This is a genomic window from Kitasatospora sp. NBC_01560 (assembly GCF_045208415.1).
GTDB lineage: Bacteria > Actinomycetota > Actinomycetes > Streptomycetales > Streptomycetaceae > Kitasatospora.
The window spans coordinates 8,591,388-8,605,069 of the sequence record NZ_CP109364.1; the positions used below are offsets into that span (position 1 = coordinate 8,591,388).

Here is a 13,682-nt window from a genome sequence, read left to right on the forward strand (position 1 = left end):
CGGGTGAACGGGCGGCGCGGTGCCGGTGGGCGGCGGCGCGCCGGGCGCATGATCGCCGGGTCCACCGGGGGTGCGCGGATGCACCCCGGGCGTAGCTCCGGAGGCGGTCATGCGGGTCCTGCTCGTCGCAAGTGCGTTCAACAGCCTCACGCAGCGCGTCCACGCCGAGCTGCGGGACCGGCGGCACACGGTCGACGTCCACCTGGCCGGTGACGACGACGCGTTGCGGGAGGCGGTCCGGGGCTTCGGTCCGGAGCTGGTGATCGCGCCGATGCTGAGGACGGCGCTCCCGAGGGACGTCTGGTCGTCGCTGACCTGTCTGATCGTGCACCCCGGCCCGCCGGGGGACCGCGGCCCCTCCTCGGTGGACTGGGCGATCCACGAGGGGGCCGCCGCGTGGGGCGTGACGGTGCTCCAGGCCGACGAGGTGATGGACGCCGGCCCCGTCTGGGCCTCGGCCGACTGCCCGGTGCCGCCGGTCGGCAAGAGCGACCTGTACCGCAACGAAGTCTCCGACGCGGCGGTCCGGGCGGTGCTGGAGGCGGTGGAGCGGTTCGCCTCGGGCGGGTACGCCCCGCGTCCGCAGGGCGACCCCGGGGGCCGGGTGCCGGACGGCACCCGGCCGTACCTGCGCCAGGAGGTCCGCCGGATCGACTGGGCGGCGGACTGCACCGATGCCGTCCTCCGCAAGCTCCGGGCGGCCGACTCCCGGCCCGGTGTGCTCGACGAGCTGCTCGGCGCCGAGTGGTACCTGCACGGCGGGCACCCGGAGCCGGTGCTGCGCGGCCGGCCCGGCGCGCTGCTGGCCACCCGGGCCGGGGCGGTCTGCCGGGCGACGGCCGACGGCGCGGTGTGGATCCCCGAGCTCCGGCGGCGCCGGCTCCCGGGCGGCCCGCCGACCGTCAAGCTGCCGGCCGTCACGGCGCTCGGCGCGGAGCTGCCGGACGTGCCCGAGCGGGCCGCACCGCTGATGCCGGCGGAGGGCGACCCGCTCTGGTCGGACATCCGCTACCGGGAGGACGGCCCGGTCGGCCGGCTGCTCTTCTCCTTCCCCGGCGGCGCGATGAGCACCGACCACTGCCGCCGCCTGCTCGACGCGTACCGCTTCGCCCGGACGCGGCCGACCTCGGTGCTGGTGCTGGGCGGCGGCCGGGACTTCTTCTCCAACGGGATCCACCTCAACGTGATCGAGGCCGCGCCCGACCCGGCGGCGGAGTCCTGGGCGAACATCAACGCGATGGACGACCTGGTCGCCGAGATCCTCACCGGCACGGACCGTCTGGTGGTCGCGGCGCTCGGCGGGAACGCCGCCGCGGGCGGGGTGATGCTCGCCCTGGCGGCCGACGAGGTCTGGTGCCGGCAGGGCGTGGTGCTCAACCCGCACTACCGCCTGATGGGCCTGTACGGCTCGGAGTACTGGACGTACACCCTGCCGCGCCGGGTGGGGGCGGCCGAGGCGGGCCGGCTGACCGGGCGGGCGCTGCCGGTGAGCGCCACGGCCGCCGGCCGGAGCGGGCTGGCCGACCGGGTGCTGCCGTGCACCCCGGAGGGGTTCGGGCCCGAGGTGCTCCGGCTGGCCGGGCTGCTCGCCGCCTCGCCGGCCGTCCAGGGCCGGATCGCCGCGAAGAAGGCCGCCCGGGAGGCGGACGAGCAGGTGAAGCCGCTGGCCGAGTACCGCCGCGAGGAGCTGGCGGTGATGCGCCGTCAGTTCTTCACCCCGGACGCGCCGTACCACGCGCTGCGCGGGGCGTTCGTCCACAAGCTCCCCGCGCCGTCGCCGCCGGCCGGTTGGTCCGAACGGCCGCCCGGGCTTGCGCTTCTTTCGGGCGCCCCGTCGGCTCTGCGGACCGGCGGGTCGGCCGAAGCACTGCTATGACTGGTTTGAGCCATTTTGCCCGGCTCCCAGTTCCGAGGAGGCATCCTCATGGGTGCTGCAGAAACGACCGCCACCGATACCGGTGTGGTGCACATTCTCTGGATCAACGCGGGCCTGAGCTGCGACGGCGACTCGGTCTCCCTGACCGCCGCCATGCAGCCGAGCATCGAGGAGATCGTCACCGGCGCGCTGCCCGGCCTGCCCAAGATCGCCGTCCACTGGCCGCTCATCGACTTCGAATGCGGCCCGGTGCAGGGCGCCGACAACTTCGTGGAGTGGTTCTTCAAGGCGGACCGCGGCGAACTCGACCCGTTCGTCCTGGTCGTCGAGGGCTCCATCCCGAACGAGAACATCAAGCCGGAGGGCTACTGGTGCGGCTTCGGCGACGACCCGGCCACCGGCCAGCCGATCACCACGAGTGAGTGGCTGGACCGGCTCGCGCCCAAGGCCACCTGCGTCGTCGCGATCGGGACGTGCGCCACCTACGGCGGCATCCACGCCATGGCGGGCAACCCGACCGGCGCCATGGGCGTGCCCGACTACCTGGGCTGGGACTGGAAGTCCAAGGCCGGCCTGCCCATCGTCTGCGTGCCCGGCTGCCCGATCCAGCCCGACAACTTCGCCGAGACGCTGACCTACCTGCTCTACCAGCTGGCCGGCTCCGCGCCGATGATCCCGCTGGACGACAAGCTCCGCCCCACCTGGCTCTTCGGGGCGACCGTGCACGAGGGCTGCGACCGCGGCGGCTACTACGAACAGGGCCAGTTCGCCACCGAGTACGGCACCCCGGAGTGCCTGGTGCGGCTCGGCTGCTGGGGCCCCGTCGTCAAGTGCAACGTCGCCAAGCGCGGCTGGATCAACGGCGTCGGCGGCTGCCCCAACGTCGGCGGCATCTGCATCGCCTGCACCATGCCCGGATTCCCCGACAAGTTCATGCCGTTCATGGATCCGCCGCCCGGCTCCCACATCTCGTCCGACGCCAGCTCGGCGTACGGCGCGGTGATCCGCCGGCTCCGCGCGATCACCACGAAGACCGTCGACAAGGAACCGAAGTGGCGCCACTCCGGCCGCAAGCTGACGACCGGCTACCGCGCGCCGTGGTGAACCGGCGGGCCGCCGCACCCCGTGCGCGCGGCCCGCTCCGCCGCTGACGACCTCCCCGCTTCCAGAAGGGCACGACAGACACGATGGCACCGACGACCAAGGCGACCGGCGACGGCAGCGGCCTGGTGGAGATGTCCTGGGACCCGATCACCCGGATCGTGGGCAGCCTGGGCATCCACACGAAGATCGACTTCAAGCAGAAGAAGGTCGCGGAGTGCTACAGCACCTCCTCGGTCTTCCGCGGCTACAGCGTCTTCATGCGCGGCAAGGACCCGCGGGACGCGCACTTCATCACCAGCCGCATCTGCGGCATCTGCGGCGACAACCACGCCACCTGCTCGGTGTACGCGCAGAACATGGCGTACGGGGTGAAGCCCCCGCACCTGGGCGAGTGGATCATCAACCTCGGCGAGGCCGCCGAGTACATGTTCGACCACAACATCTTCCAGGAGAACCTGGTCGGGGTCGACTACTGCGAGAAGATGGTCCGCGAGACCAACCCCGGTGTGCTGGAGCTGGCCGAGCGCACCGAGGCACCGCACGCGGGCGACCACGGGTACCGCACCATCGCCGACATCATGCGCTCGCTCAACCCGATCGAGGGCGAGTTCTACCGCGAGGCGCTGCAGGTCAGCCGGTACACCCGGGAGATGTTCTGCCTGATGGAGGGCCGCCACGTGCACCCCTCCACGCTCTACCCTGGCGGCGTCGGCACGGTGGCGACCGTCCAGCTGTTCACCGACTACCTGACCCGCCTGATGCGCTACGTGGAGTTCATGAAGAAGGTCGTGCCGCTCCACGACGACCTCTTCGACTTCTTCTACGAGGCGCTGCCCGGCTACGAGGAGGTCGGCCGGCGCCGCATCCTGCTCGGCTGCTGGGGCAGCCTGAACGACCCGGACCACTGCGACTTCACGTACCGGAACATGACCGACTGGGGACGGAAGATGTTCGTCACCCCGGGCATCGTCGTCGACGGCAAGCTGGTCACCAACGACCTCACCGAGATCAACCTCGGCATCCGCATCCTGCTCGGCAGCTCCTACTACGAGGACTGGGCCGGCAAGGAGCTCTTCGTCACCCACGACCCGCTGGGCAACCCGGTCGACCCCAGGCACCCCTGGAACCAGCACACCGTCCCCGCGCCGCAGAAGCGCAACTTCGACGACAAGTACAGCTGGGTGATGTCCCCGCGCTGGTTCGACGGCAAGGACCACCTCGCCCTCGACACCGGCGGCGGCCCGATCGCCCGCCTCTGGTCCACCGCGCTCTCCGGGCTGGTCGACATCGGCTACATCAAGGCCACCGGCCACAGCGTGCGGATCAACCTGCCGCGCTCGATGACCAAGCCCGAGGTCACCTTCGAGTGGAAGATCCCGCAGTGGAGCAACGCCATCGAGCGCAACCGCGCCCGGACGTACTTCCAGGCGTACGCGGCCGCGGCGGCCCTGCACTTCGCCGAGAAGGCCCTCGCCGAGGTCCGGGCCGGGCGCAGCCAGACCTGGGAGCGCTTCGAGGTGCCGGACGAGGCCGTCGGCTGCGGCTTCACCGAGGCCGTGCGCGGCGTCCTCTCGCACCACATGGTGATCCGGGACGGCAAGATCGCCAACTACCACCCGTACCCGCCGACGCCGTGGAACGCGAGCGTCCGCGACAGCTACGGGACGCCCGGGCCCTACGAGGACGCGGTGCAGAACACGCCGATCTTCGAGGAGAACTCGCCGGAGAACTTCAAGGGCATCGACATCATGCGGGCCGTGCGCAGCTTCGACCCCTGTCTGCCCTGCGGCGTGCACATGTACGTCGGCGGCGGCCGCACCGTGCAGAAGATGCACGTGCCCACCGGCCTGAGCGGGCTCACCGCATGACGGCGGAGCAGACCGGGCTGCGGATCCAGGAGGCGCTGGACCGGCTGGACGGCGACGGCGCGCAGGAGGCCGGCGAGCAGCTCGTCCGCGAACTGATGGCCTTCTACGCCGACGGGCTCGCCCGGCTCGTCGCCGCGCTGGCGCCCCAGGCACTGGCGAAGCTGCTGGACGACCCGGCGGTCGCCGGGCTGCTCGTCCTGCACGACCTCCACCCCGAGGACGTCGGCGCCCGGATCACCCGGGCGCTCGCCGCTCTGCCCGAGCCGGTCGAGCAGCTCGGCTTCGACCCCGCGACCGGGGCCCTGCGGGTGCGCCGGAGCCGGAGCGGCTGCGGCTGCTCCGAACAGGACGTCGAGGACGCCCTGGCCTGCCACGCGCCCGAGGTGACGGCGGTGGAGCTGGAGCGCGCGCCGCAGCTGCTCCAGATCGGCACCCGCCCCCCGGCCTCGGCGGAGGTGCGGTGAACACCCGTCAGCTCGCCCGCCCCGGCACCTCCCTGCTGCGCCGGCTGCGGGAGCCCGTGCCCCCGCAGCCGGAGCGCTGCGCCTTCTGCGGCCAGCACGTCCCCGCGGTGCACCGCCACCTGGTGGACACCGAGGAGCAGCAGCTCACCTGCGTGTGCACGGCGTGCCGGCTGCTGTTCCAGCAGCCGGGCGCGGCCGGCGGCCGCTACCGCGCGGTGCCCGACCGCCACCTGGCCGACCCGGACCACCGGTTCGGCGAGGCGCAGTGGGCGGCCCTCGGGATCCCGGTCGGCACCGCCTTCGTGTTCCGCAACTCCCGCCAGGACCGGCTGGTCCTGCTCTACCCCGGCCCGGGCGGGGCCACCGAGAGCGAGCCGGACGAGGCGGCCTGGCAGGCCGCCCTCGGCGGCAGCCGGCTGGCCGCCGAGCTGGAGCCCGACGTCGAGGCGCTGCTGCTGCGGCGGCCCTCCGACGGCGCCGTCCAGTGCTTCCTGGTGCCGATCGACTCCTGCTACGAGCTGGTCGGCCGGCTGCGGCGCTGCTGGAAGGGCTTCGACGGCGGCAGCGAGGCCCGGGCCGAACTCGACGCCTTCTTCGCCCGGGTGTCCGGGCAGGCCCGGACCCTGCGAGAGGGCGTGACGCCGTGACCGAACTCGCCTTCGCCTGCACCGGGGTGCGGGCCGACCCGCACGCGGCCGGACCGACCCTGGTCTTCCGGCTGCGGATCACCGCCCCCGCCGACACCCGGGTGCACGCGCTCGCCCTCCGCTGCCAGCTCCGGATCGAACCGGCGCGCCGCTCCTACGGCGAGGCCGAGGGCGGGCGGCTGGCCGACCTGTTCGGCGAGCGCTCGCGCTGGGGGAGCACCCTGAACCCCGTCCAGTTCGCGCAGGTCCCGCTGATGGTGCCCGGGTTCACCGGCGAGACCGAGGCCGACCTGGTGGTGCCCTGCACCTACGACATGGAGGTGGCATCCGCCCGGTACTTCGCGGCGCTGGACGGCGGCGACGCCCCCCTGCTGCTGCTGTTCTCCGGCACCGCCTTCACCGGCCCCGGCGGCTTCCAGGTCGCCCCGGTGGCCTGGGACCGGGAGGCCGTCGTCCGGATGCCCGTCGCGGTCTGGCGCGAGATGATCGAGCAGCACTTCCCCGGCTGCGGCTGGCTGCGGCTCCCGGGCGACGTGATGGAGGAGCTGCTCGCGTACCGCTCCCGCCGGGCGCTGCCCTCGTGGGAGGCGACCGTGCGCGAACTGCTGAGCACGGCCCCGGTCGAGGAGGCCGCCCGGTGACCGCCTTCACGGCCGAGACCGAGAGCCGGTTCGCGCAGGCCCGGCAGATCGCCGACGCCGTCCTGTTCGAGGGCTACGTGCTCTACCCCTACCGGGCGTCCGCCGCCAAGAACCGGCTGCGCTGGCAGTTCGGCGTACTCGTCCCGCCCGGCTACGGCGAGGACAGCGGCGAGCACTTCCACCAGCGCACCGAATGCCTGATGGAGCCGCGCCCCGGCGACCGGCTCGCCGTGGAGCTGCGCTTCCTCCGGGCCCGCCGGCGGACCGTCCAACGCGCCACGCCGACCGGCGGGTTCGAGCCCGCCGACGAGCTGGAGCTCGCCGACCGGGTGCTCGTCCCGTGGGACGAGGGCGTCGAGGAGCGGATCGAACTCGTGGCCCCGGTAGAGGAGTTGGCCGGGGGCGGGATCGTCCGGCCGTTCCGGCTGCCGGCCTGCGAGGAGATGGAGCTGCTCCGCGAGGACGGGGCGCCCGTCGGCCGGCTGCTCCGCCGCTGCGAGCAACTGGACGGTGTGCTGCGCCTCACCGCGCAGGCCGTCCCCGGGCCGTACGGGGTGCAGCGGCTGACCGCCGTGGTGGAGAACAGCACGGGCTGGTCGCCCGGGCCGGACGCCGGGCGCGACGCCGCGCTGCCGCGCGCGCTGGTCTCGGCACACCTGCTGCTGGGCCTCGACCGCGGCGCCTTCCTGTCGGTGACGGACCCGCCCGAGTGGGCCCGGCCGGCGGCCGCCGAGTGCCGCAACGAGCACACCTGGCCGGTGCTGGCGGGCCCGCCCGGCCGAGGTCAGGTGCTGCTGTCCTCGCCGATCATCCTGGAGGACCACCCGCAGGTCGCCCCCGAGAGCCCCGGCGTGCTCTACGACGCGACCGAGATCGACGAGATCCTCGCCCTGCGGACGGCCGCCCTGACCGAGCGCGAGAAGCGCGAGGCCCGGGGCACGGACGAGCGGGCGGGCGCCGTGATCGACCTCGCCGACTCGATGCCGCCGGAGGTGCTGGAGCGGCTGCACGGCGCCGTCCGGGGCCTGCGCGAGATCACCGGGGACACCGGGGACGCCCCCGAGCAGCCCTGGTGGGACCCGGGCAACGATCCGGACACCGACCCCGACCGCGACAAGGTGCTGGTCGACGGCCGCGAGGTGGGCGCCGGCAGCCGCGTCCTGCTGCGGCCCGGCCGCCGGCGCACCGACGCCCAGGACCTCTTCCTGCACGGCCGGACGGCCCTGGTGGAGGCGGTGCTGCACGACGTGGACGGCTCGGTGCACCTGGCGGTGACGGTGGAGGACGACCCCGGGGCGGACCTCTGGCGGGCCCAGGGCAGATTCCGGTACTTCCAGCCGGACGAAGTCACCCCGCTGGAGGAGTCGTGACGGCGGGCCGGGTGCTGGTGGCCGGGGTGGGCAACATCTTCCTCGGCGACGACGGCTTCGGTGTGGAGACCGTGCGGCGGCTGGCCGGACACCCCCTGCCGCCGGACGTCGAGGTGCTCGACGTCGGCGTGCGGGGCGTTCACCTGGCCTACCAGCTGCTGGACGGCTACCGGTTGCTGCTGCTCGTCGACGCCACGGCGCGCGGCGGCGACCCCGGGACGGTCTACCTGATCGAACCGGAGGCCGGCCCGGTGGAGTCGCCCGTGCTGGACGGGCACCGGATGGGCCCGGACGCCGTGCTCGCGCTGCTCGCCACGCTGGCCGCCGGGACGGACGGCTCCGCCCCGGACCGGGTGCTCGTGGTGGGGTGCGAACCGGAGTCGCTGGAGGAGGGCATCGGACTCAGCGCCCCGGTGGAGGCCGCCGTCGACGAGGCGGTCGGAGTGATCCTGCGGCTGGTCGGAACGGACGCGCAGGCGGAGAGAGAGGCATCACCATGCTGAAGAACCTGGTCGGTGCGGCCGTCGTGGCCGCGGTCGCCGCGCTGGTCTGGCAGAGCCTGCCGGACCTGAGGCGCTACCTGCGGATCCTGCGCATGTGACGGCGGGGTTGCGGCGAACGGCGTACTCCGGGCGCGGTGGCGGCGCGGCTTCGAGCCGATGCCCGCCATCGCGCCCTGTAATGAAGCCTGTTGCCTCCAACGCCGGGAGCGGGGCCGATGCACGAGATGTCGATCGCGACGGCAGTCGTCGAACAGGTGGACGCGGCGGCCCGCGAGCACGGGGCCGGCGCGGTCGCCAGGGTGCGGCTGCAGGTCGGCGAGCTGGCCGGGGTGGTGCCGTCCGCACTGGACTTCTGCTTCGAACTGGCCTGCACCGGAACGCTGGTGGAGGGTGCGGTGCTGGAGACCGAGGCGGTGCCGGCGCGCGCCAGGTGCGCACCGTGCGAGGTCGAGTGGGCCGTGGGCATGCCGCCCGACCTGGGCTGTCCGCACTGCGACGGCGGCCGGGTCGAACTGCTGGCCGGCCGGGAACTGCAGATCCTCGGCGTCGAGTGGGCCGAGCGGCCCGCGGGCGCCCGGGCCGATGCCGATCAGGAAGGCTGAAACCGATGTGTCGCACGGTGGAACTCCGGCAGGCGGTGCTCGCCCGGAACGACGACGGCGCGAGGGAGTTGCGGGCCCGGCTTGCCGCACGCGGAACGGCGGTGGTGAACCTGCTCTCCAGCCCGGGCAGCGGGAAGACGGCGCTGCTGGAGGCCGAGCTCGGGCTCGCCCGGGAGCGCGGGGTGCCGGTCGCGGCGCTCACCGCGGACCTCGCGACCGAGAACGACGCCGTCCGGCTGGCCCGCTCGGGCGCGCCGGTCAAGCAGGTGCTCACCGACGGGCTCTGCCACCTGGAGACGGACATGCTCCGCGCGCACCTCGCGGGCTGGCTGCCGGCGGAGACCCGGCTGCTCTTCGTGGAGAACGTCGGCAACCTCGTCTGCCCGGCCTCGTACGACCTGGGTGAGTCGCTGCGGGTGGTGCTCGCCTCCGTCACCGAGGGGGAGGACAAGCCGCTCAAGTACCCGACGGCCTTCGGGCTGGCCAACCTGGTGCTGGTGACGAAGGCGGACCTCGCGGCCGCGGCGGAGTTCGACGAGGCGGCGTTCCTGGCGAGCGTCGCGCGGGTCAACCCGGGTGTGGAGGTGGTGTTCACCTCGGCCCGGCGCGGGCAGGGGGTGGGAGCGCTCCTGGAGCGGGCGCTCGCGGTGCTGGACGGCGCGGAGGTGCACCGGCCGGTCATGGCGGGCACCCGGGCGGCCGGTCATGCGCACGAGCACGTGCACGGGCCTGCAAAGGGGCACGACGACGACCACGGGCACGACCACGAGCACGACCACGAGCACGAGGGGCACTCCGGGCACGCGCACGCGCACCCGCACGCGTCGGTGGTGGAAGGGCCGTGACGGCCGGCCGGCCGGCGGCCGTCGCGCAGCGCCGCCGGGTCGCCGTCCGCGGGCTCGTCCAGGGCGTCGGCTTCCGGCCGTTCGTCTTCACGCTCGCCACCGAACTCGGCCTGGCCGGCACCGTCACCAACACCGGTGACGGCGTGCTCGCCGAGGTCGAGGGGCAGCGGGAGTCGGTGGACGCGTTCTGCCGCCGGATCGCCAGCGACGCACCGCCGCTCGCCCAGGTCTTCTCGGTGGAACACGAGCCGCTCGCCCCCACCGGCGCGCCCGGCTTCGCCATCACACCGTCCCGGGCCGGGGGCCCGCAGCGGACGCTGATCCCACCGGACACCGCCACCTGCGCCGACTGCCTCGCCGAACTGGCCGACCCGGGCGACCGCCGCTATCGCCACCCCTTCATCAGCTGCACCAACTGCGGGCCCCGCCACACCATCGTCACCGGCCTGCCCTACGACCGGGCCAACACCACGATGGCCCGGTTCCCGATGTGCGGCGACTGCGCGCGCGAGTACGCCGACCCGGCCGACCGGCGGTTCCACGCCCAGCCGGTCTCCTGCTACGCCTGCGGGCCCGCGCTCGCGCTGGTGGTGCCGGGGCTGCCGACGCCCGCCGGGGAGGCGGCGCTCACCGAGGCCCGGCGGCTGCTCCGGGCCGGTGCCGTCCTGGCCGTCAAGGGCATCGGCGGCTACCACCTGGTCTGCGACGCGCGGAACGAACGGAGCGTGGCCCGGCTGCGGCGGCGCAAGCGGCGCGGCGCCAAACCCTTCGCGCTGATGGCGCGGGACCTCGGCGAGGTCGCGGCGCTCGCCCGGCTGGAGCTCGCCGAGGAGGAACTCCTCACCGGGCCCGCCCGGCCGATCGTCCTGCTGCGCCGCGGCGGGCGGCGCTCGGCGGCGATGGAGGCGGTGGCACCGCGCAGCCCCGACCTCGGTGTGATGCTGCCGTACGCACCGCTGCACCACCTGCTGCTCGCCCCGCCGGGGCCGGGGCTGCTGGTCATGACCAGCGCCAACCTCTCCGGCGAGCCCATCGTGACGGACGACCGGGACGCCCTCGAACGGCTCGCGCCGCTGGTCGACGCCTGGCTGACGCACGACCGGCCGATCCACGTCCCGTGCGAGGACTCGGTGGTCCGGGTGGTGGACGGCGAACAGCTGCCGATCCGCCGCTCCCGCGGCCACGCGCCGCTGCCCCTGCCGCTCCCGGTGCCCGTCCGGCCGGTGCTGGCCGTCGGCGGCGACCTCAAGAACACCTTCGCGCTGGCCCAGGACGGGTACGCCTGGCTGTCCGGCCACATCGGGGACATGGACGACCTCGCGACCCTCGGGGCCTTCGACCGGGCGGTGGCCCAGCTGGGCGCCGTCACCGGAGTCCGGCCCGACCTGCTGGTCGTCGACCGCCACCCCGGCTACCGGTCCGTCCGGCACGCCCGGGCGGCCGCGGCCGGGCGGGAGGTCCGGGCGGTGCAGCACCACCACGCGCACATCGCCTCGGTGATGGCCGAGCACGGGCTCGACGGGAGCCGGCCCGTCATCGGCGTCGCCTTCGACGGCACCGGGTACGGCGACGACGGCGCGGTCTGGGGCGGCGAGGTGCTGCTGGCCGACTACGACGGCTACCGGCGGCTCGCCCACCTCGCGTACGTCCCGCTGCCCGGCGGGGACGCGGCGGTGGCCCGCCCGTACCGCACGGCGCTCGCCCAGCTGCGCGCCGCGGGCCTGCCGTGGGCCGCCCACCTGGCGCCCGTCCGTGCCTGCCCGCCCGATGAACTACGGGTGCTGGAGCGTCAGTTGGAGCGGCAGCTGAACTGCGTGCCGAGCTCCAGCATGGGGCGGCTGTTCGACGCGGTGTCCGCCCTGGCCGGGGTCTGCCAGCTCGCCGAGTACGAGGCGCAGGCGGCGATCGAGCTGGAGGCCGCCGCGCTGGCGCACGGCCCGGCCGAGGGCTACGCCTTCGGCCTGCGGCCGGCGGGCGAGGTGCTCGTCGCCGATCCCGCGCCGGTGCTCGCCGCCGTGCTGGCCGACCTGGCCGCCGGTGCCCCGGCCGGCCTGGTCGCGGCGCGCTTCCACGCCGCGGTGGCCGGCCTCGTCCGCTCGGTGTGCGGGGCGGCCCGGGAGCAGCACGGCGTGGGGACGGTCGCGCTGAGCGGCGGCGTCTTCGCCAACGCGCTGCTGTCCTCGGCCGCCGCGCACGGCCTGCGGGCGGACGGCTTCACCGTGCTGCGGCACCGCCGGGTGCCGCCCAACGACGGAGGACTGGCCCTCGGCCAGCTGATGGTGGCCGCCCGGGCCGCAAGCCCGGCCGGCACCTGAGAGGAGAAGACACCGGATGTGCCTGGCGGTGCCCGGAAGGGTGATGGAGATCATGGAACGCGAGGGGGCCCGGATGGCGGTCGTCGATTTCGGCGGGGTCGTCAAGGACGTCTGCCTGGAGTACCTGCCCGACCTGCAGGTGGGGGAGTACGCCATCGTGCACGTCGGGTTCGCCCTGCAGCGGCTGGACGAGGAATCGGCCCGCCGGACGCTCGACCTGTTCACCGAACTCGGGCTGTTGCAGGAGGAGTTCGGCGACCCCTGGGAGGCCGCGGTGGGCGCGCCGGCGAAGGAGGAGCGGCCGTGAAGTACCTGGAGGACTTCCAGAACCCGGAGTTGGCCCGCGGCCTGCTCGCCGACATCAGGGCGACGGTGACCAGGCCGTGGGCGCTGATGGAGGTGTGCGGCGGCCAGACGCACACCATCATTCGGCACGGGATCGACCAACTCCTGCCCGAGGAAGTCGAGTTGATCCACGGGCCGGGCTGCCCGGTCTGCGTCACCCCGCTGGAGATGATCGACCGGGCGCTGGCCGTCGCGGCCCGGCCGGAGGTGATCTTCTGCTCGTTCGGCGACATGCTGCGGGTGCCGGGCACCGACCGCGACCTCTTCAGGGTCCGCGGCGAGGGCGGCGACGTCCGGGTGGTGTACTCGCCGCTCGACGCGCTGCGGATCGCCCGGGAGAACCCGCACCGCGAGGTCGTCTTCTTCGGCATCGGCTTCGAGACCACCGCCCCGCCCAACGCCATGGCCGTCCACCAGGCCAGGAAGCAGGGCATCCGCAACTTCAGCATGCTCGTCTCGCACGTCCGGGTGCCCCCGGCCGTCGAGGCGATCATGAACTCGCCGGACTGCCGCGTCCAGGGCTTCCTCGCCGCCGGCCACGTGTGCAGCGTGATGGGCACCACCGAGTACCCGGCGCTGGCCGAACGCCACCGGGTGCCGATCGTGGTCACCGGCTTCGAGCCGCTGGACATCCTGGAAGGGATCCGGCGCACCGTAAGGCAGTTGGAACGCGGCGAGCACACCGTCGAGAACGCCTACCCGCGGGCCGTCCGCCCCGAGGGCAACCCGGCCGCGCTGGCCATGCTGGCGGACGTCTTCGAGGTGACCGACCGGGCCTGGCGCGGCATCGGCGTCATCCCGCGGAGCGGCTGGCGGCTCTCGGCGCGCTACCGCGACTTCGACGCCGAGCACCGCTTCGACGTCTCCGGGATCAACACCCTCGAACCCGCGCAGTGCCGCAGCGGCGAGGTGCTGCAGGGCCTGCTCAAGCCCGACCGCTGCGAGGCCTTCGGCACCACCTGCACCCCGCGCAGCCCGCTCGGCGCCACCATGGTGTCCAGCGAGGGGGCCTGCGCCGCGTACTACCTCTACCGGCGGCTGAGCACGCCGCCCGTCCCCCGGGAGGCGAGCCCCGTTGGCTGAGACCGAGATCCTGACGGCC

Annotated in this window: 13 protein-coding genes and 1 pseudogene; all 14 read left to right on the forward strand. The window is 74.0% G+C overall.

Annotated elements, in window-relative coordinates; genetic code table 11:
• Positions 1-109 precede the first annotated feature (109 nt).
• The 14 genes and pseudogenes from OH807_RS36735 to hypD all read left to right on the forward strand — a co-directional run bounded on the left by OH807_RS36735 (position 110) and on the right by hypD (position 13,663).
• Positions 110-1,876 (forward strand): enoyl-CoA hydratase-related protein, encoded by a 1,767-nt coding sequence (locus tag OH807_RS36735; RefSeq protein WP_406208352.1) that lies wholly within the window; start codon positions 110-112, stop codon positions 1,874-1,876.
• A gap of 48 nt (positions 1,877-1,924) precedes the next feature.
• A complete protein-coding gene (locus OH807_RS36740; protein WP_406208355.1) occupies positions 1,925-2,980 on the forward strand; it encodes a hydrogenase expression protein HypE in 1,056 nt (351 codons plus the stop codon).
• 83 nt (positions 2,981-3,063) lie between these two features.
• Positions 3,064-4,848 carry a nickel-dependent hydrogenase large subunit gene (locus OH807_RS36745; RefSeq protein ID WP_406208357.1) on the forward strand — a complete coding sequence of 595 codons (1,785 nt, stop codon included), beginning with the start codon at positions 3,064-3,066 and terminating at the stop codon, positions 4,846-4,848.
• Complete coding sequence (locus OH807_RS36750) at positions 4,845-5,312, forward strand: thioredoxin (protein WP_406208360.1); 468 nt, start codon at positions 4,845-4,847, stop codon at positions 5,310-5,312. Before OH807_RS36745 ends, OH807_RS36750 begins: the two co-directional genes overlap by 4 nt.
• Positions 5,309-5,959: a DUF5947 family protein gene (locus OH807_RS36755; protein WP_406208363.1), complete on the forward strand. Its 651-nt coding sequence runs from the start codon at positions 5,309-5,311 to the stop codon at positions 5,957-5,959. The genes OH807_RS36750 and OH807_RS36755 overlap by 4 nt, the downstream gene beginning before the upstream one ends.
• The gene (locus tag OH807_RS36760; protein ID WP_406208365.1) at positions 5,956-6,600 is read left to right on the forward strand and encodes a DUF6084 family protein; all 645 of its coding nucleotides are present in this window, start codon (positions 5,956-5,958) and stop codon (positions 6,598-6,600) included. The genes OH807_RS36755 and OH807_RS36760 overlap by 4 nt, the downstream gene beginning before the upstream one ends.
• Positions 6,597-7,970 (forward strand): hypothetical protein, encoded by a 1,374-nt coding sequence (locus OH807_RS36765; RefSeq protein ID WP_406208367.1) that lies wholly within the window; start codon positions 6,597-6,599, stop codon positions 7,968-7,970. Before OH807_RS36760 ends, OH807_RS36765 begins: the two co-directional genes overlap by 4 nt.
• Positions 7,967-8,473 (forward strand): hydrogenase maturation protease, encoded by a 507-nt coding sequence (locus tag OH807_RS36770; protein WP_406208369.1) that lies wholly within the window; start codon positions 7,967-7,969, stop codon positions 8,471-8,473. Before OH807_RS36765 ends, OH807_RS36770 begins: the two co-directional genes overlap by 4 nt.
• A complete protein-coding gene (locus OH807_RS36775) occupies positions 8,467-8,571 on the forward strand; it encodes a DUF6893 family small protein (protein WP_406208372.1) in 105 nt (34 codons plus the stop codon). The genes OH807_RS36770 and OH807_RS36775 overlap by 7 nt, the downstream gene beginning before the upstream one ends.
• A gap of 117 nt (positions 8,572-8,688) precedes the next feature.
• On the forward strand, positions 8,689-9,075 hold the full coding sequence (gene hypA, locus OH807_RS36780; RefSeq protein WP_406208375.1) for a hydrogenase maturation nickel metallochaperone HypA: 387 nt from the start codon (positions 8,689-8,691) through the stop codon (positions 9,073-9,075).
• A gap of 5 nt (positions 9,076-9,080) precedes the next feature.
• The gene (gene hypB / locus OH807_RS36785; protein WP_406208378.1) at positions 9,081-9,920 is read left to right on the forward strand and encodes a hydrogenase nickel incorporation protein HypB; all 840 of its coding nucleotides are present in this window, start codon (positions 9,081-9,083) and stop codon (positions 9,918-9,920) included.
• A pseudogene (gene hypF / locus OH807_RS36790) lies at positions 9,917-12,229 on the forward strand (carbamoyltransferase HypF); the annotation flags it as partial. The gene hypB and the pseudogene hypF, both read left to right, overlap by 4 nt.
• 22 nt (positions 12,230-12,251) lie before the next feature.
• Positions 12,252-12,542, forward strand: a complete 291-nt coding sequence (locus OH807_RS36795) for a HypC/HybG/HupF family hydrogenase formation chaperone (RefSeq protein WP_406208380.1) — start codon at positions 12,252-12,254, stop codon at positions 12,540-12,542.
• Positions 12,539-13,663 (forward strand): hydrogenase formation protein HypD, encoded by a 1,125-nt coding sequence (gene hypD, locus OH807_RS36800; protein WP_406208382.1) that lies wholly within the window; start codon positions 12,539-12,541, stop codon positions 13,661-13,663. Before OH807_RS36795 ends, hypD begins: the two co-directional genes overlap by 4 nt.
• Positions 13,664-13,682: the final 19 nt, after the last annotated feature.

Excerpts from the sequence above, each read along its gene's own strand:
- OH807_RS36735 (WP_406208352.1), top strand. The coding sequence starts at position 110 with ATGCGGGTCCTGCTCGTCGCAAGTGCGTTCAACAGCCTCACGCAGCGC.
- hypA (WP_406208375.1), top strand. The coding sequence starts at position 8,689 with ATGCACGAGATGTCGATCGCGACGGCAGTCGTCGAACAGGTGGACGCG.
- OH807_RS36740 (WP_406208355.1), top strand. The coding sequence starts at position 1,925 with ATGGGTGCTGCAGAAACGACCGCCACCGATACCGGTGTGGTGCACATT.
- hypB (WP_406208378.1), top strand. The coding sequence starts at position 9,081 with ATGTGTCGCACGGTGGAACTCCGGCAGGCGGTGCTCGCCCGGAACGAC.
- OH807_RS36795 (WP_406208380.1), top strand. The coding sequence starts at position 12,252 with ATGTGCCTGGCGGTGCCCGGAAGGGTGATGGAGATCATGGAACGCGAG.
- OH807_RS36775 (WP_406208372.1), top strand. The coding sequence starts at position 8,467 with ATGCTGAAGAACCTGGTCGGTGCGGCCGTCGTGGCCGCGGTCGCCGCG.
- OH807_RS36745 (WP_406208357.1), top strand. The coding sequence starts at position 3,064 with ATGGCACCGACGACCAAGGCGACCGGCGACGGCAGCGGCCTGGTGGAG.
- OH807_RS36750 (WP_406208360.1), top strand. The coding sequence starts at position 4,845 with ATGACGGCGGAGCAGACCGGGCTGCGGATCCAGGAGGCGCTGGACCGG.